Origin of the sequence: Pseudomonas lini, assembly GCF_964063345.1 — a bacterium.
Lineage (GTDB): Bacteria > Pseudomonadota > Gammaproteobacteria > Pseudomonadales > Pseudomonadaceae > Aquipseudomonas > Aquipseudomonas lini_B.
Genome location: NZ_OZ061318.1, coordinates 966871 through 983098 on the forward strand (window position 1 = coordinate 966871; position 16228 = coordinate 983098).

18 protein-coding genes are annotated in these 16228 nt (G+C 56.7%); 10 read left to right on the forward strand and 8 right to left on the reverse strand.

Features of this window, described 5'->3' with window-relative positions:
* The first annotated feature begins 119 nt into the window (after positions 1-119).
* Positions 120-308, forward strand: coding sequence for a hypothetical protein (locus AB3226_RS04505; protein ID WP_367372185.1), 189 nt, complete (start codon positions 120-122; stop codon positions 306-308).
* 134 nt (positions 309-442) lie between these two features.
* On the opposite strand, the gene AB3226_RS04510 is transcribed toward AB3226_RS04505, so the two are convergent.
* Both AB3226_RS04510 and AB3226_RS04515 read right to left on the reverse strand, forming a co-directional pair.
* Entirely contained in the window at positions 443-571 is a 129-nt protein-coding gene (locus AB3226_RS04510) for a hypothetical protein (RefSeq protein WP_367372186.1), read from the reverse strand.
* Positions 572-967: 396 nt separating this feature from the next.
* Complete coding sequence (locus AB3226_RS04515; RefSeq protein ID WP_367372187.1) at positions 968-1564, reverse strand: recombinase family protein; 597 nt, start codon at positions 1562-1564, stop codon at positions 968-970.
* Between the two features lie 850 nt (positions 1565-2414).
* Here AB3226_RS04515 and AB3226_RS04520 point away from each other — a divergent pair.
* From AB3226_RS04520 to AB3226_RS04530, 3 genes are all read left to right on the forward strand, one after another.
* Positions 2415-2942: a hypothetical protein gene (locus AB3226_RS04520; RefSeq protein ID WP_367372188.1), complete on the forward strand. Its 528-nt coding sequence runs from the start codon at positions 2415-2417 to the stop codon at positions 2940-2942.
* 413 nt (positions 2943-3355) lie between these two features.
* Entirely contained in the window at positions 3356-6169 is a 2814-nt protein-coding gene (locus tag AB3226_RS04525; RefSeq protein WP_367372189.1) for a hypothetical protein, read from the forward strand.
* On the forward strand, positions 6166-6447 hold the full coding sequence (locus tag AB3226_RS04530; protein WP_367372190.1) for a pyocin activator PrtN family protein: 282 nt from the start codon (positions 6166-6168) through the stop codon (positions 6445-6447). The genes AB3226_RS04525 and AB3226_RS04530 overlap by 4 nt, the downstream gene beginning before the upstream one ends.
* Here AB3226_RS04530 and AB3226_RS04535 read toward each other — a convergent pair.
* Positions 6444-7556: a tyrosine-type recombinase/integrase gene (locus AB3226_RS04535; protein ID WP_367372191.1), complete on the reverse strand. Its 1113-nt coding sequence runs from the start codon at positions 7554-7556 to the stop codon at positions 6444-6446. The two genes, AB3226_RS04530 and AB3226_RS04535, sit on opposite strands and share 4 nt — an antisense overlap.
* Positions 7557-7656: 100 nt before the next feature.
* Here AB3226_RS04535 and dusA point away from each other — a divergent pair, with 100 nt between their 5' ends.
* The 3 genes from dusA to tal all read left to right on the forward strand — a co-directional run bounded on the left by dusA (position 7657) and on the right by tal (position 10043).
* Complete coding sequence (gene dusA, locus AB3226_RS04540; RefSeq protein ID WP_367372192.1) at positions 7657-8667, forward strand: tRNA dihydrouridine(20/20a) synthase DusA; 1011 nt, start codon at positions 7657-7659, stop codon at positions 8665-8667.
* Positions 8668-8710: 43 nt separating this feature from the next.
* Positions 8711-8938, forward strand: a complete 228-nt coding sequence (locus AB3226_RS04545) for an AbrB/MazE/SpoVT family DNA-binding domain-containing protein (RefSeq protein WP_367372193.1) — start codon at positions 8711-8713, stop codon at positions 8936-8938.
* A gap of 178 nt (positions 8939-9116) precedes the next feature.
* Positions 9117-10043 carry a transaldolase gene (tal, locus tag AB3226_RS04550; protein WP_192343296.1) on the forward strand — a complete coding sequence of 309 codons (927 nt, stop codon included), beginning with the start codon at positions 9117-9119 and terminating at the stop codon, positions 10041-10043.
* Positions 10044-10282: 239 nt separating this feature from the next.
* Here the strand turns inward: tal and rssC are convergent, their stop codons facing one another.
* Both rssC and rssB read right to left on the reverse strand, forming a co-directional pair.
* Positions 10283-10765 (reverse strand): anti-sigma factor antagonist RssC, encoded by a 483-nt coding sequence (gene rssC / locus AB3226_RS04555; RefSeq protein WP_007897104.1) that lies wholly within the window; start codon positions 10763-10765, stop codon positions 10283-10285.
* Complete coding sequence (gene rssB, locus AB3226_RS04560) at positions 10765-11946, reverse strand: two-component system response regulator RssB (protein ID WP_367372194.1); 1182 nt, start codon at positions 11944-11946, stop codon at positions 10765-10767. The genes rssC and rssB overlap by 1 nt, the downstream gene beginning before the upstream one ends.
* 277 nt (positions 11947-12223) lie before the next feature.
* On the opposite strand from rssB, the gene AB3226_RS04565 reads away from it, so the two are divergent.
* Positions 12224-12523, forward strand: a complete 300-nt coding sequence (locus tag AB3226_RS04565) for a PilZ domain-containing protein (protein WP_367372195.1) — start codon at positions 12224-12226, stop codon at positions 12521-12523.
* Between the two features lie 72 nt (positions 12524-12595).
* Here the strand turns inward: AB3226_RS04565 and AB3226_RS04570 are convergent, their stop codons facing one another.
* Positions 12596-13285 (reverse strand): VacJ family lipoprotein, encoded by a 690-nt coding sequence (locus AB3226_RS04570; protein WP_048395251.1) that lies wholly within the window; start codon positions 13283-13285, stop codon positions 12596-12598.
* A 200-nt stretch (positions 13286-13485) separates the two neighbouring features.
* Here AB3226_RS04570 and AB3226_RS04575 point away from each other — a divergent pair, with 200 nt between their 5' ends.
* On the forward strand, positions 13486-14106 hold the full coding sequence (locus tag AB3226_RS04575) for an HAD family phosphatase (protein ID WP_367372196.1): 621 nt from the start codon (positions 13486-13488) through the stop codon (positions 14104-14106).
* A 126-nt stretch (positions 14107-14232) separates the two neighbouring features.
* The gene (locus tag AB3226_RS04580) at positions 14233-14496 is read left to right on the forward strand and encodes a DUF4404 family protein (RefSeq protein WP_367372197.1); all 264 of its coding nucleotides are present in this window, start codon (positions 14233-14235) and stop codon (positions 14494-14496) included.
* Positions 14497-14669: 173 nt separating this feature from the next.
* Here the strand turns inward: AB3226_RS04580 and queF are convergent, their stop codons facing one another.
* Both queF and AB3226_RS04590 read right to left on the reverse strand, forming a co-directional pair.
* Entirely contained in the window at positions 14670-15500 is an 831-nt protein-coding gene (gene queF, locus AB3226_RS04585; protein ID WP_367372198.1) for an NADPH-dependent 7-cyano-7-deazaguanine reductase QueF, read from the reverse strand.
* A 61-nt stretch (positions 15501-15561) separates the two neighbouring features.
* A complete protein-coding gene (locus AB3226_RS04590) occupies positions 15562-16098 on the reverse strand; it encodes a plastocyanin/azurin family copper-binding protein (protein WP_367372199.1) in 537 nt (178 codons plus the stop codon).
* Positions 16099-16228: the final 130 nt, after the last annotated feature.

The window sequence follows — 16228 nt, forward strand, 5'->3', positions numbered from 1 at the left end:
GCTAAGGCTTTAGCCGTCTCGATGTCCCGGAGCTGGCGTTCCCACGCCCTAAACGTGGCGGTCTGATTTATCTCTACCATGACCGAATTGTAATCTAAGAAATACAGGGGGTGGGCTTTTTGCCGCCCGTCGCGGCCCGGCAGTGCCTGGACGTTTCGCCCTTCACAGGGGCCGCTCGCGCGGTGGATTACTTGGTCGAGCTGTTGGGGAAGTGGAACGAGAGCACCGAGGTGACTAGGGGCAAGGCGCCAATCTTCACCAGTTCGAAGATCTGGCTGACCCCGGGGCTGTCCGGCACCGACCCGTGAGCGACGAACACCCCCGAAGCAGTTCAGCCTCAGCAGCATCTGCCGGGCAAAGCGTAGCCGCTCGCCTTCATTGAGTGCCCCCCCCCCGCCCGGTTTGGTGAACACCGTGGTCAGGTCATAGTCGGGTTTGTCCATCAGAGCCCCACCACTCGGCCCACAGCCTCCAGCGTGTGGTCGTCGCGTTCGCGGACGATGCCCAGCGAGAACCCGGGCTTGCGCGCTTCACTGTCTGCGATTATCAGCAGGGCAAAGGCCTTGCGCATGGCTTCGGCCTTGTCATGCCGCGATCCTTGGCAATGGCGGTAAGCTTCTGGTCGATTTCATCACACAGATCAAGGGTCATGCGCGGCATGGGACTTTCCAGGCAGATTAGCTAGGCGAAAATTGTACTGCACTTTGCAGTTGGTGCCATGCCCGCCCGACCGGGTCAGAGAACCCGGCCGGCGTAAAGGCGTGGCACACCTCGGCGCTGTGCAGGCCGAAGTAGGCGGTCAGCAGCGCACCCCAGTTCACTCAGGTGACACAGCACAGGCGGCGGCTTCGCCGGTCAGCGGCAGGACGCCGTAGACGGCGAGGCAGGACCAGTCAGGAGGGTGGGCATAGGACCTCCAATAGGTGTGGGGATGCTTGAGCATGGCAGAAAAACCGAATTGACCCCTTCATAGTTCAGAAGTGAGCGGGACGGCTGACCGAGTCACGGCAGCGGTACGGTAAAGAGCCAGTTCGCGGTAAACCGTGGCCTGCCCGACGCCAAGCAGCTTGGCAATCTCGACCTTAGTCACGCCCTCGCCCGCCAGGCGCAGTATGGCCGCGCGTTTTTCCTCGTGGATTGGCTTACGTCCTTTGTACCTGCCGGCCTTCTGCGCTTTGTCGATCCCCTCTCGCTGCCGCTCCAGCATCATTTCTCGCTCAAACTGGGCAATCCCCCCTAACACGGTCAGGATTAACTTGCCGGTGGGCGTGCTGGTGTCCAATCCCAGATTGAGAATCTTGACCTCAACCTTCTTCAGTTCCAATCGGTGCAGTGTCTGCAGCAGATCGGTGATCGAGCGGGCCAACCGGTCGAGCTTAGTGACCACAAAGGTATCCCCCACGCGGGCAAACTCAATGGCCGCGTCCAACTGGACGCGCTGGGCCACGGACGACACCTGCTCTTTAAATATTTTTTCACAGCCACATTGTTCTAATTCGCGCAACTGGGCCTCAAAGCCTGCCTCTTGTTCGATCGTTGAAGTACGTGCATAACCTATATCCATGGGTTTTCTCCCACATATGTTTAAGACCCTGCGATAGCGCACCTCCCAAAATAGTTAACCCACTTATATGAGAGGTTTAGGTATGGATTCTTCTGCTATCACAGGGGCCGGCTCTATTTGGAGATTACATGGCGTTTTTCCTCACACTGGTGGACTTTCGCCAATGCTTAGACGATCAGGTCGCCCAAGCTGGCGCGCTCCTTCGGGGCCGTTTTCGCCAGTAACCGGCCTCGATGGACGCAACACGCAAACGAGTCGCATCTGCCGCTATCCGAGCGAGGCGCTGTTAATTTTCTTGTGACGAACCATTTAATTCGGTCCTTTCTTAGGCAATCCGGATTGCTGTCCCAGGCACTAATAAGAGCGCCCCCGAACCTTCCATTCGATATGACTGCCACACCACCCGCTACCACATAAATATCTAAGCACAGTTCACAACACCAAGAAATATATAATGCAATACCAACTAGATTATTTAGAAATATATTAAACATATTAACCAATACATGTAATAAAAAGCATTTAACGTACCATCAACACCCCACCCACGACTTTTTACTACTTTTTTTAAAACTTGCTAGCACAGACCCACTCACCATCTTCAACCAACAAAAAATCCCGACGGTACATAGTACAACCATCAACAAAAAACACTACAAAAGAAATTAATATATTTGCCAGCCACCACCCACCACAAAAGCACCTAAAGACCAAAAATAAAACATTTTATTTATAAAAATCAATCGATTACATAGATAAAACACCCTGAAGAACGCTAAAAATCAGTACATCGACTACGATTAAATAGCGTTATTCAACATACTGAAAACAATAATTTGGGGTTATCAATATGAATAATAACAAGGTCGCTACCGAGCCCAGCTGGAATGCTGATGGCATGGCAATTAAAGTAATAAAACCCGGCAGCCTAGCCTTCGAGAACCTGACCCAAGAACTTGCAATGCGGGGCACCCAATATCAGGCCGCTACCCTGATCTATGACTCTCTGGCCCTGCGTTACAATAAAGCCGAACCGGGCGATCTGTTATTGGTGGTGCTGCCGAATCAGCCGAGTACCAGCAACTTACGCAAAATCTTCGGGCTGCGCGGGATGAAGGAAGGAGATTACCGCCTGTTCCGTCCGATGCGCGACGAACGCGGCCAACGCTTCCCAAAAAACAAGCGTCCTCTGGTTTTGCAGCGCCTCACCGACAATGTGATGCGGGTAGTACAGACTTTCCAGGCCATCGCTGCGCGGGTGGCCCAAGAAGCCGAAGAGCGAGGGGCTTCCTATGACTTCGCGCAAGATGAAAAACCAGTAAAGCCGTGGCCTGCAGAGGAGATTTCGGCAGGAATTCAAGACCTGGTTAATACTTGAGAACGTAAGGATTGATTGGGTGACCGTCCCAACTGAGAGGACGGCACTCAAGTTTGATGCCCGGTTTGTCCGGTAATTTTTCCTCACCACTTCGGTACTAGAGAAGGAGCCTCTTGGTTTTCAAGGGTGCGACCTGGAAAACAAAATGATAAAAAATCCTCCCAGCACCACCGGGGAACGGATGACTGCTGACGAACGCCTCGCGTTCATCCGCCGCATCGCTAAAACCCACTGCTTGTCCCACCAAGACCTCACAAAATACACCGGATATCTGCTTGACACCGTGTCTGGCTGGTTTACCTCATGCGACTCTCTCCGCCACCGACATGTCTCTGCCAGGGCGGTCGACCGCCTGCTGCTGGAGCTGACCTTAGACCATGTCAAAAGCAGCAAGTCGGCGGGGGGACATTAGTATGTACCATTACTACCAACGCTCAGAACATGACGCCTGGTTTCTTCTTTCCTGCCATGGCGAAGAAAGCCCGGTGGAGCTGGCCAAGGCGCAGGGAGCGAAGAAACTGACCATTCTCGCCCTGAACCAGATGGTCAACGACGGTACCGAAGCCGAACTGCCGCGCAACCGCGACAAGATCGGCTACCGTGGCCCGCTGTACTTCGATATCGACTGCAAGGATGACTTGGCCCAAGCCATCACCAGTGGCCAAGAATTAGTCGGCAAGCTGGTGCGCATGGGCGTACCGAAAGACGGCATCGAGATTTTCCTGTCGGGTAGCAAAGGCCTGCACATTCTGGTCAATGAGACGTTTTTCACGGGCAAACGCTTCATCCTGCGCCTACCAGAAATCTACAAGGAAATGGCCCGCGACCTATTCGTCATTGGCCTCGATTATTCGGTGTACAGCAGCGGTCGGGGCAACAGTTTCCGCATCGTCAACCTGCAGCGCCATGACGGCAAGTACCGGGTGCCGGTGACCGCTGATGAACTGATCGACCTGACCGTCGAGCGCTACCGCGAATGGGTAAAGGCACCGCGCACTGTCGAGGTCGACGACCCGCAGGAGCAGGTGGTGCACGAGCTGAAGGCGCTGTTTGAAGAAGCCAAGAAGCGCGTCAATTCCAAACCAAAGCTGGTGATCATCGCCTCGTCGGCGGATATGGAAGCGATCCGCGAGCCGGTGCCGGCGTGCATCCAGATGCTCTGCGACAGCGATTCATTGAAGGCCGATGCCTCCTACAACCAGGTCGCGACCCAGTTGGCCACCTACATCGTGCGCGCCGGGGTATCGCAGAGCGTGGCCGAAAGCCTCACCGCGCGGCTGGCCAGCAGCGCCAAGTCGAGCAAGTACAGCACGCCGAAATTGCGCCGCGACCACATCGAAGCGCAGATCCGCTACGTCGAGCACACGCCGACCTTCAGCTTTGGCTGCAATGCGATCCGTTCGCTGCTGAGCAAGCGCCCCTGCGAAGGCTGCGTGATCGAGTCCGGGGTGAACAAGGATGGCAACCCCGACGCCGACCTGAGCGCGGTGGCCGAAGCGGACGGTTATTACATCCGCGTCGGTGACAGCAAGCGGCGCATCAGCAACTTCACCTTGCAGCCACTCGACGTGTTCATCGCCGTGCCGGAGGACGGCACCAGTCCGCGTCGGATCGGTACACGGATGAGCGTGATGAAGAGCGGGTTAGAAGTGGGCAAGCTTATTTTCAAAGAGCTCAGCTTCGCCAGCCGCTCGGCGTTCCTGCATGAATTCGAAGGACTCAGCGACCTGACCTTTCAGGGCACAGACCTCGACGTACAGCGGATCAAAGTGGCAATTTATCGAGAGGATCAAGACGTGGACGAAATCCACCAGGTTTACACCGTCGGGGTCCATCTGGACTTCGTCGACAACAGTCCCGTGTTCACCTACGTCGAGCCCGATATGTCGGTCAACTCGGTGAAGGTGCGCGGCACACACCAGTTCCTCGGCAACCTGCTGGCCCGCCCGTACTTCGCCCACACCACCATGTGCGAAAGGGGTGACGAAGCGGTGGACAACGCCCTGACACGGCTGCTCAAGATCAATCAGAAACACGAGGTCGGCCTGATGATCGGCTGGACCATCGCGGCACACTTCAAAACCCATTTCATGCACTCGTTCAGTCAGTTTCCGATTCTCTGCCTGTGGGGCAGTGCCGGCTCCGGCAAGTCGAAAACCGCCGGCCTATTCACCTGGCTCAACGGCACCGACTACATGCAGAAGGACTCCGGGGTCAGCGCCCCGTCGACGTCGCACTATGCCATGCTCGAATACTTGACCAGTACCACGACCATCCCGCGCATCATCGAAGAATTCAACAAGTCGAAAATAAACAGCAAGATCTATAAGGACACCAGTGAGCGAATCAAGCAGGCCTGGAATGGCGAGGCGACCCTGAAAGGGCGGCTCAGCCGTTCCAGCAGCGCCATGGGCCGCACCAACGCCGAAGCGATTGCCATCCCGCTGTCGTCGCCACTGGTGGTGATCTCGGAACAGGAGATCGAGATCCCGGCGATTCAGGAACGGAGCATTCGCGTGCACCTGACCAAAGTCAAACGCGCCCATTGCCGGGAACACTTCTTCCACGCCACCAAGAACCGGAATGATCTTCGTCGACTGGGTAAAGCGATCATGGCCATGGCACTAACCACCTCACTGGAGGACATCGAGGCGTTGATGGAGAAGGCGTCGGCCCTGCTGCCCGAGGAAATGGACGACCGCCCGCGCTATTCGCTGCAGGTGATCTTGGTCGGGTTGTGGAAATTGCAGCAGGTCTGCGAAGAGCTGCACCTGTTCTCGGCCCTGAAGACCCTGGAACCAATCATCAAGACGGTGATCGAGCGGTTTGCTGGCGACGGCGATGGTTATGTGCAGAGCGAGATCGACCTAGTGATACAAAAAATGTCGATCATCGTGGCCGTTTCGCGCAGCACCGAAGAGGCAGGCCAAAACAATGTGCATTTGGCCGAGGGCATACACTACACGGTAACTCCCGAGTACCTGATCCTCGACCCGGTCCTATCCCATGCCAGTTACACCCGCTATTGCAATGTCGATGAACGCAGCACGCCGGTAATCAACAGCGGCACGCAGTTCGTCAAGTTGATAACCGAAGAGCCCTATTTCGTGAAGTACGAACCGTATGCCGGTATGGGCGGCGGTCGACCCATGCTGTTCCTTTCGCTGCAGGAAATGCAGGCTAAGAACATCGACATCAGCCTGATCGGCTGGGGAGGTACGGTATGAATACGGTCTTCCTACTAATGGCCCAGTACAACGGCCAGGCAATCATCCCGCTTGAGCGCGTCTGTGCTGACTATTTCAGCCACCTATCACCGGAGAAAATGAAGTTCAAGGTCGCCGCTGGCCAGATAGACCTTACACTGGTGCCCATGGAGAGCAGCCAGAAGTCAGCGCGAGGCGTCCATTTGTCTGACTTGGCTGCTTACCTCGACGCCCAGCACAGCAAGGCCAAAACTGAACACGAAAAACTGATGGGGCGAGGTATACACCGAGCATCTTAACGCGACATGGCCTCAATCACGGGGCCAGTTACAACCCTCTCCAACCACGGCCAATCCTTGTACGGGTCGTCATTCCCCCGCAGGTGTGTATAGCGTCGCATCGAGTTCCAATCTCGGTGTCCTGACACGCTGGCCACTTTCGGAATATCCCACCCCATTTCAAACAGCCGACTCACGCCATCGTGGCGCAGGTCGTGAAAATGTAAGTCCTCAATTTCGAGAAAATGACAAGCCCGGGTAAATGAGGCCGATATGGATCTGGCATTGTACGGAAACACCTCGTCGGCGACCTTCGGCATGGACTTCAATATCCTCCAGGCCTCATCCGGAACATGGCACCAAACGTCGTTGCCATATTTCTGCCCGGGGTTCTTCATATCGGTGATCAGCACCGACTGGCGAACCTCGTCCATTGCGTCCCAGCGAATGCGGGTGATCTCTTCCTGTCGGCGCGTGGAGAACAGTGCGAAAGCAGTCACCCTAACCATGTCGATCTCTTGCTTACGACGTGCGCGCATATCGACAAAGTAGGTCAGGATACGGTCGAGCTCTTCCAGCGTGGGTCTGCGGCCTCGCTCCTTACTCTTGGACACGGCGCCCATTTTGCGTAACACGCGGCGTGCATCCGGCATGGCCATGGGATCGATGTCAAATCCCCAGGCGGGTCGGGCAATAGATAGCACAGCGCCAAAGTGCGCGAGGTCGTTGCCAACAGTCTGTGGCTGGATACCGTCTTTCTGCATCCTGTCGTTGGCGTACTCGACCAGCTTCTGGCTGGTGATTTCCTTGTCTTCAAGCTTACCTAGCCAGGTTTCGCCGATCGCCTTGAGAGTGGCGCGTTTGGTTTTGCCCAGTGGTCGAATTTTTTCATACTCTTCAAGGTAGCGGTCGATCATTTGCTTGACCGTAGCGCCCTTACGATTCGCTTTGGCGATCGCCCCCGGCTCGGCCATTTCTGTCTCGCGGCGCTTGATCCAGGTCTGCGCCGTCGCCTTGCGATCGAACGTCTGGCTTTCCTGATAAACTGTGACGCCCTTTTGCATGATGCGGATCTGTGCGGTGTACGCTGCAGAGCCATTCTTGCGCTTGCGAACGGTGATCGATCCCATGATTTTGCTACACGACAGGTTTGAGTTGCTACATTGTAGCAACGACCTTGCTAAAACAAGCAAAAACAGTGGCAAACAGTAGTGAATGAGAAGTAGCCAAATGCAGACGAAACCCGCAGAAAACCTAGCCCATCCAGCATATTCCATATCTAGGAGGTTTTCTGTTGCGCCCATGATGGATTGGACTGACCGTCACTGCCGTTTTTTCCTACGCCTACTCTCCAAGCACGCCCTCCTCTACACCGAAATGGTCACCACCGGAGCGCTCCTCAACGGCGATCACGACCGCTTCCTGCGTCACAACGAAGCCGAGCATCCGCTCGCGTTGCAACTCGGCGGCAGTGTCCCGCTGGACCTGGCCGCCTGTGCACGCATGGCCCAGGAGCACGGTTACGACGAGGTGAATCTGAATGTCGGCTGCCCGAGTGATCGGGTGCAGAACAATATGATCGGGGCGTGCCTGATGGGGCATCCGCAATTGGTGGCTGATTGTGTGAAGGCGATGCGTGATGCGGTGTCGATTCCGGTGACGGTGAAGCATCGGATCGGGATTAATGGGAGGGACAGTTACGAGCAGTTGTGCGATTTCGTCGGCACGGTTCGGGATGCCGGATGCACGAGTTTTACGGTGCATGCGCGGATTGCGATTCTGGAGGGGTTGTCGCCGAAGGAGAACCGTGACATTCCGCCTCTTCGCTATGACGTGGCGGCGCGGTTGAAGACGGATTTTCCGGAGCTGGAGATTATCCTCAACGGCGGGATCAAGACGCTGGAGGCCTGTCACGAGCATTTGCAGACGTTTGACGGCGTGATGTTGGGCCGTGAGGCGTATCACAATCCTTATGTGATGGCTGAGGTGGATCAGCAGCTGTTCGGCAGCACGTCGCCGGTGATCAGCCGGGCCGAGGCGCTGGCGCAGTTGCGGCCTTATATCGCTGAGCATCTGCTGGCGGGTGGATCGATGCATCACATCACTCGGCATGTGCTGGGGCTGGGCACCGGGTTTCCGGGGGCGCGCAAGTTTCGGCAGTTGTTGTCGGTGGATATTCATAAGGCCAAAGAGCCTTTGGCGTTGCTGGATCAGGCGGCGGAGTTGTTGGAGGGGCGATGAATCCCCTACCACTCATTAGTAAGACGGAACGGAGAAATCATCTATGGCAACGGCCACGCTGAGCTCTAAAGGACGGATCACCCTTCCAGCCGAGCTGCGCGCTTCACTGGGGCTTCGCGCCGGTGATCGCGTTCAGTTTGTTTCGTTAGAAAATGGCAGCTTTGAAATCGTGGCCGGCACTTGTTCGGCCCGAGCGCTCAAAGGATTAATCCGTAAACCGTCCAAATCGGTAAGCATCAAGGACATGGCCCAGGCCTGCCCAGCACGCTAGCCGTCACCTGCGTTGAACCTGTCCCCCATTTCAGCATCGTATCTACCGATACCACGCCCCGCCTTTCAAGCATCCGCTTTCAGGATGTTGCCGCTGGGGCCATCGATACACGTACGCGCCCTTGAGTGGCTGCAAGCGCTCGGGTAATGTCATTAGACCCATAGGACAGAGCACGCTCATGACTTCCAAGCTGGAACAACTCAAACAAATGACCACCGTGGTTGCCGACACCGGCGACTTCGAAGCAATCGCTCGCGTTAAACCCGTGGACGCTACCACCAACCCTTCCCTGCTGCTCAAAGCGGCGGCCATTCCCGCTTATGCCGAGTTGCTGAACGCTTGCGTTCACGACTGCAAGGGCGATGTGGGCCTGGCCAGCGACCGTTTTGGCGTTGCGGTAGGGCAAGAAATTCTGAAGGTTGTACCGGGTCGTATTTCCACTGAAGTGGATGCGCGCCTGTCGTTCGACACTGACGCCGTATTGAAGCGCGCGCACCGTCTGATCGACCTGTACGACAAGGCCGGCGTTGGCCGTGACCGTGTGCTGATCAAGATCGCTTCGACCTGGGAAGGCATTCGTGCTGCCGAGAAACTGGAAAAGGAAGGCATTCAGTGCAACCTGACGCTGCTGTTTTCCTTCGCTCAGGCTGCCGCGTGTGCCGATGCCGGGGTGTTTCTGATTTCGCCGTTCGTGGGCCGCATCTACGATTGGTACAAGAAGGCCACCGGCAACGACTACACAGGCGCGGATGATCCGGGCGTGCAGTCGGTGACGCGTATCTACAACTACTACAAGGCCAATGACTACAAGACTGTGGTGATGGGCGCGAGCTTCCGTAATCTGAATCAGATCGAGCAGTTGGCCGGCTGTGATCGGTTGACCATCAGCCCGGATCTGCTGGAGAAGCTGGCGGCGGACACTGGCAAGCTGGAGCGCAAATTGGCGCCGGGGCATGCCGGTGAAGCGCGTCTGAGCTTGAATGAAGCGCAGTTCCGTTGGTTGTCCAACGAGGATGCGATGGCGACCGAGAAGCTGGCTGAGGGGATTCGTCAGTTTGCTCGGGATCAGGAAAAGCTTGAGGCGTTGTTGCAGGCCAAGCTGTGATCTAGTTTGTAGCGATGCAAAAAGGGCGAACCTTGGTGGGTTCGCCCTTTTTTTGCGTTGAGTTTGGGTATTGGATGGCTGCGCGCGGAGGGATGTGGCGTTTGTGATGACGCCATCGCGGGCAAGCCCGGCTCCCACAGGGGTTCTGCGGTGGGTCGCGATAGTGTTTACGACTGAGGTTTATGTGGGAGCTGGCTTGCCTGCGATGGGGCCCATAAGACCCACATCACTTCTGGGAATCAATGCCGCTCCAGCGCATTCACCAGGTCATGGAACGCTTCACGGTTGGAGTCGTTCAGGCCCATGAGGATTTTGTGCGCTTCGAGAACTTTGACGCGCACCACTTCTTCGGACTGGTCCTGGTCTGGCAGGTCGGTCAGGCATTCAGGGCATGGGATCGGGCGGTCAACGATGTTGAACACTTGCTCAAAGCCCATGGACTGCAGCAGACGGGTGATGTCTTCGTGGGTGGTGACGACGGTCGGCAGCAGGCCGACCTTTTGCCGCGACAGGATCGACAGTTTGGCCAGCAGGCCCAGGGTGGTGCTGTCGATGCTGCGGGTTTCGGTCAGGTCGATCACGATGGCGTTGAAATTCAACGCGGTGAAGATCCGCTCAATAGTCGCATCCAACGCCGAACACAGGGTCAGGCGAACTTCACCGACGAACTTCAGGACGAAGGTGCCGTCCTGCTCGGCGAACTGGATTCTACCGGTACTCATTAAAGATTCCTGCTCAACACCAACAGGGCGATATCATCCGGCATCTCCCCTAGCGTGGCCAATCCAAAAACCTGGCGCAGACCATCCAGGCTGCCGCCCGCTGCCTTCACCCGTTGAGGCAAAGCAGCTTCTTTATCTTTGAGTGTGGGTTCTGGCAAAAGGTCCAAAATGCCATCAGACATCAGCGTCAAGCTGAACACTGGCGGCAATTCCAGCACGTGGTCTTCGTAGGTGGCCTCATTGAAGAGGCCCACCGGCAAACCGCGCCCTTCCAGGTAACGAACACTGTCTGGCGTGTACAACACAGGCAACGGCAGATGACCGCCGATGCTATAGGTCAACAAACCGGTCTCCTCGTCGATGACTCCACCGACCATTGTGACGTGTTTGCCCAGCTTACAACTGATCAGGCCCCGGTTGATATGACCAAGAACCTCTGAAGGCTTGAACTCCGGCAATGTGCCGTTGCGCTTGGATTCGAACAGCAAGCGCGTGGTCATGAACTTCAGCAGCACGGTAACGAAGGCTGAAGAGGCGCCATGACCGGAAACGTCCGCCAGGTAAAACGCTACCCGACGCTCGTCGACCCGAAAGTAATCGACGAAATCGCCCGAAAGGTACAGCGACGGGATGATCTGGTGTGCAAACTGGAACTCGTCGATGCTCCAGGGGCTGACCGGCAGCATGTTCATCTGCACCTGGCGACCGGCGTTCTGGTCTTCCTGGAGCAGGTTCAGGCTGGCTTCGAGCTCGCGGTTGGCCTTTTCCAGCTTCTCGCGGTAGCGCTGGTTTTCCAGCAGCAGGCGCGCACGGTCCAGAGCCCGGCGCACGGAGTGCTCGAGCACGGCCAGATCTTCGAGAGGCTTGATCAGGTAGTCCGCCGCGCCCAGGCGCAGGGCCTCGACCGCGTCGTTCATCACACCGGCGCCCGACACCACGATTACCGGTGTTTGCGGCGACAGCTCGGTGACCTGGCGAATGAGTTCGAGTCCGCCCATCTGCGGCATGCGCAGATCGCAGATGACCAAATCGGGCTTGTCTTGCTCGAATACCTGAAGACCCTGCTGGCCATTGCTGGCCTGCAGGACACTGAAACCACTGTCTTCCAAGTAGGCCGCGAGGCTCGCGCGCACTACATCGTCATCATCGATTATCAGCAGCGTGGCACTGGTTTTTGGCATGTGGGCAAACGGCGCCAGAATTAGGTTGGCGTAGCTGGCTGGGCACTTGACCCTGCTCACACTACTGGATTCGCTTTCTAGCCTCTCTGACTGCACTGTTTTCGAGCGTTTGCCCTACTCACAAGTCCACCAAAGGTGCCCTTCTAAGGCGCAGACGGTACTCCCATCCGCGAGGTGTTTCAAGCTCACGCCGATGGTCGCTTGACGTCTTTACTTGTCAAATCACCGAGAGTTATAAGAACAGGCAAAACCGTAACCCAAAGGAAGGATCGAGCCCATGAGCCAAACTGATCGGGACTACAGTGAAAAGCGCGATTTCATCCGCATGCGGGTCGATGCCGATGTGGCGCTGATTCATGAGGGCGATGAGGTGCCAGCTGTCTGCATCGACCTTTCCAGCAGCGGTATGCAGGTTGAGGCGCCCCGCTTATTCAAGGTCGGTGACCGGCTTAGCGTGCGGATCGATTCCGATCATGCGGCGCTAAAAGGCCTTGAGGCCGATACTGAAGTGGTGTGGGTAAGAGCACAGGACGGTGGCAGTCAGAAACTCGGGCTTACAATCCTGAAGATGAAATAACTCCGATTTAACCCGTAAGCCAAACAATAGAAGGCGGCCAAATGGCCGCCTTCTTCGTTTTACCGGTCGAGATTAAAAATCGTCTTCGACCTGGCCATCCTTGACCTTGAATTCGCGGTTTTGCAGGTACGCATTGCGAATGAAGGTGTATTTGTCGCCGCTGACCAGTTTCTCGGCCGACAGCAGGTTGGCGCGGGTGTCGACGATATTCAGGCCGAAGATCGAATTACGCACCGGCACGTCGTGGATGTAGCGGTACGGGCCGGTATAGCCGTCGACATACTTGGAAGGCGCATCACGCAAGGTGCTTGGACCCAGCAGCGGCAGCATCAAGTATGGGCCGCTGCCCACGCCCCAGTAACCGAGGGTCTGGCCGAAGTCTTCATCATTGCGATGCAGGCCCATCTGAGTGCCCACGTCGAAGAAGCCCAACAGACCGAAGGTGGTGTTGAAGATCAAGCGCGCGGTGTCGACGCCTGCCGCGGCGGGTTTGACCTGCAATACGTCATTGGCGAGGTTGGTCACGTCGCCGACGTTGCGGAACATGTTGTGGATGCCATCTTCCAGAAACTGCGGCGTGACGAACTGGTAGCCCTGAGCCAATGGCTTCAGTGCATAAGTGTCGACAAAATCGTTGAACTTGTAGATCGGGCGGTTAATGCTTTCCCAAGGATCTTCTTCCGTGGCAGCCTGAGCCGCAAACGGAACCAGCAATACACTGGCACACATACAAAGCTGAGCGAGTCGATTGCTCCAGCGCATAAAGAAACTCCTTGGATTGTACTGACGCGGGCGCTTGGCCCAGTCGCAAAGACCGCTAGTATATGACGGATAACCCGGTTTAGGCAGCATCGTGCGCGACGGCCCCCGGATGATTCTTCCTGGCTGGGAGCGATTCACATCAGTGTCACTCAACTGTCACCGTCCACGAATAGCCTTGTTACTATTTCAAGGACGTTGACATGCCACGCGCCGAAACCTCGCCTCTCATTGCACCCAGCCTGACCGCTGTACTGTTCGGCCTTAGTGGATGCCTGGTGGATTTCGGCGCACGCACCCGCCAACCCGGCACACTGACTCCCGAGCATGGCGAAGTCACGCTCGGCGCTCTGGATAGCCTGTCCAGCTTGCAGCGCCAACAGATTCCTTGCGCCTGGCTCGATGAACTGCCCCCTGCCCTCAGCCACACTCTGGCTGCCGCACTCCCGGACTGGATCAAACCATCGCAATACCCGGCAACAATTAATCCATGGCCCGCGCCGAATGCCTGCTGGCAAGCCTTGATGGCGTTGAATGTCGAACGACTGGACGGTTGCGTGCTGGTCAGTGGCGAACCGCGCCTTCTGCAATCGGGCCTGAATGCCGGATTGTGGACCATTGGCCTGGCGTCCTGCGGCTCGCTGTGTGGGCTGGCTCCAAACGAATGGCAGGCATTGAGTCAAAAGGAACGGGAACACCTGCGCGGCAAGGCAACGGTGCAGCTGTTCGGCCTGGGCGTGCATTCGGTGATCGATCATCTGGGCGAGCTCGACACCTGCCTGGCCGATATCAGCCTGCGCCGGCTCAAGGGCGAAAAGCCCTGATCGCCGCCTCACACCTATGAACGCATGCAGGTTGCGCGCGAGTGGATTAATCTAAAGGTCAAGCCATAGACCTTTGGCATGCTGCTGCGGTCTATGCCAGTGCCTATCGATAAAAGGAAGAACGCCATGCCTGCCCGCGAACTGCAACAACAACTCAATACTCTGCGCGAGCAACTGGAACAGAATCCACCGCTGACCGAAGCCGAGCGCGAAGACCTGCATGCGCTGATGCAGCAGATCGAACTGGAAATTGAGCTGGAAACCAAAACCCAGGACTCCAGCCTCTCCGACAATGTGAACCTGGCCGTCGAGCGCTTCGAAATCGAACACCCAACCCTGGCCGGCACCTTGCGCAACATCGTGCAAGCGTTGGGCAACATGGGGATCTGAACCCACCAGATGCAAAAAAGCCCCGCTATCGATAGCGGGGCTTTTTGATTTCTAGCCGTTGAGTTATTGGGCAATTGGAATTGCGCCAAGATCGTAGCCTGCGGCAGCTCCTACATTGGGACGGCGTACACCCTGTAGGAGCTGCCGAAGGCTGCGATCTTTTGATCTTGATCTTACTGACGAACCAGGCGATGGTTCGGCAGTTGCACGTCTTCGGTGCTGCGATACGGATTGATGTCCAACCCGCCGCGACGCACATACCGTGCATACACCGTCAATTTCTCCGGCTTCAGCAAGCGCTGCAGGTCGAGGAAAATCCGCTCCACGCACTGCTCATGGAAGTCCGAGTGCTGGCGGAAGCTCACGATGTATTCCAGCAAACTCGCATGATCCAGCGCCGCGCCGCGATACTCCACCGCTACGCTACCCCAATCCGGCTGGCTGGTGACCGGGCAGTTGGATTTGAGCAAATGGCTGTGCACGCTCTCTTCAATAATGAGCGACTCATCGCACCGCAGCAGTTCCGGACGCGGATGCTCATAGTTGCTGACGCGGATGTCCAGGTCATCGATGCACACGCCCGGCAACGCCACGACGCCTTCTGCTTCAACATCTTTCAAGCTGCGAATCCGCACGCCCACCGGTTTACCGGCAGCGGCCGAGAGGTCCTTCGTCAGTGTCGCTTCAAGGCTTGCGCTGTCGGCAAACGCCGTTTGGTTCAGCGAGTTGAGGTACAGCTTGAACGACTTCGATTCGATGATGTTCGGCGAATCCGCCGGAATGCTGAATTCGCCAATCGCCACCACGGGCTTGCCGGATGGCAACAGCCACGACAGCTCGAAGCAATTCCAGAAGTCCACGCCCTTGTACGGCAGGGTTTCAGCCGTCAGGCCCAGCTCCGCCCATTTCGCGGTGCGCGGGATCGGGAATAGCAAGGACGGCGTATAGGTGGCGATGTATTCGCTGGATTTGCCCAGCGGCGAATGTTCGGCTGCGGGATGCATGGCGGAAACCTGACTGAAGAATCAGCGGATTCTACCAGCCTTTGCTCCCGCCTTTGAGTGCTTACTGACTGACTGTCAGTTTGCCGACCATACCGGCCTGATAGTGGCCGGGGATATTGCAGGCAAATTCCAGGTTGGTGGCCTTGGTGAAGGTCCAGGTCAGCTCGGCGGATTTACCCGGTTCCACCAGCACACTGTTCGGATCATCGTGTTTCATCCCATGCCCTTCGGAGGAATGATCCATCGCGGCCATGGCGCCGTGGTCCATGGCCTTCATGCCTGTAGGCATCAGCATGCCGCTTTGCTGCATCTGCAACATTTCCTGCTGGTGCCGGGCATGCATCGCCGCGTCGCCGAGGTTGAATTCGTGCAGCAACTGGCCTTTATTCACCAGTACAAAGCGAATGGTCTCACCGTCCTTGATCTCGATGGCTTTCGGATCGAACGACATATCGCCCATTACCACTTCAATGCTGCGGGTAGTCTTGGTCGCCGTCGCCGGTTGACCGAAGTCGTATGTATGTGCCGGCGAGGCCTCCAGCCCTACACTCAGTGTCAGCAAGCAAGCGGCCAACTCCAGACGCTTTCGCAAAAACATAGTCGCACTCCAACAAGATGAGGTTCAGCTTGTGGGAAACTCTAACCCGCGGGCTCTGCCAGCCACCTGACAGGCAGATTACAACTTTGTCAGTTTGGCCTTTATCGCCGCCGCCCACGGTATAACGCAC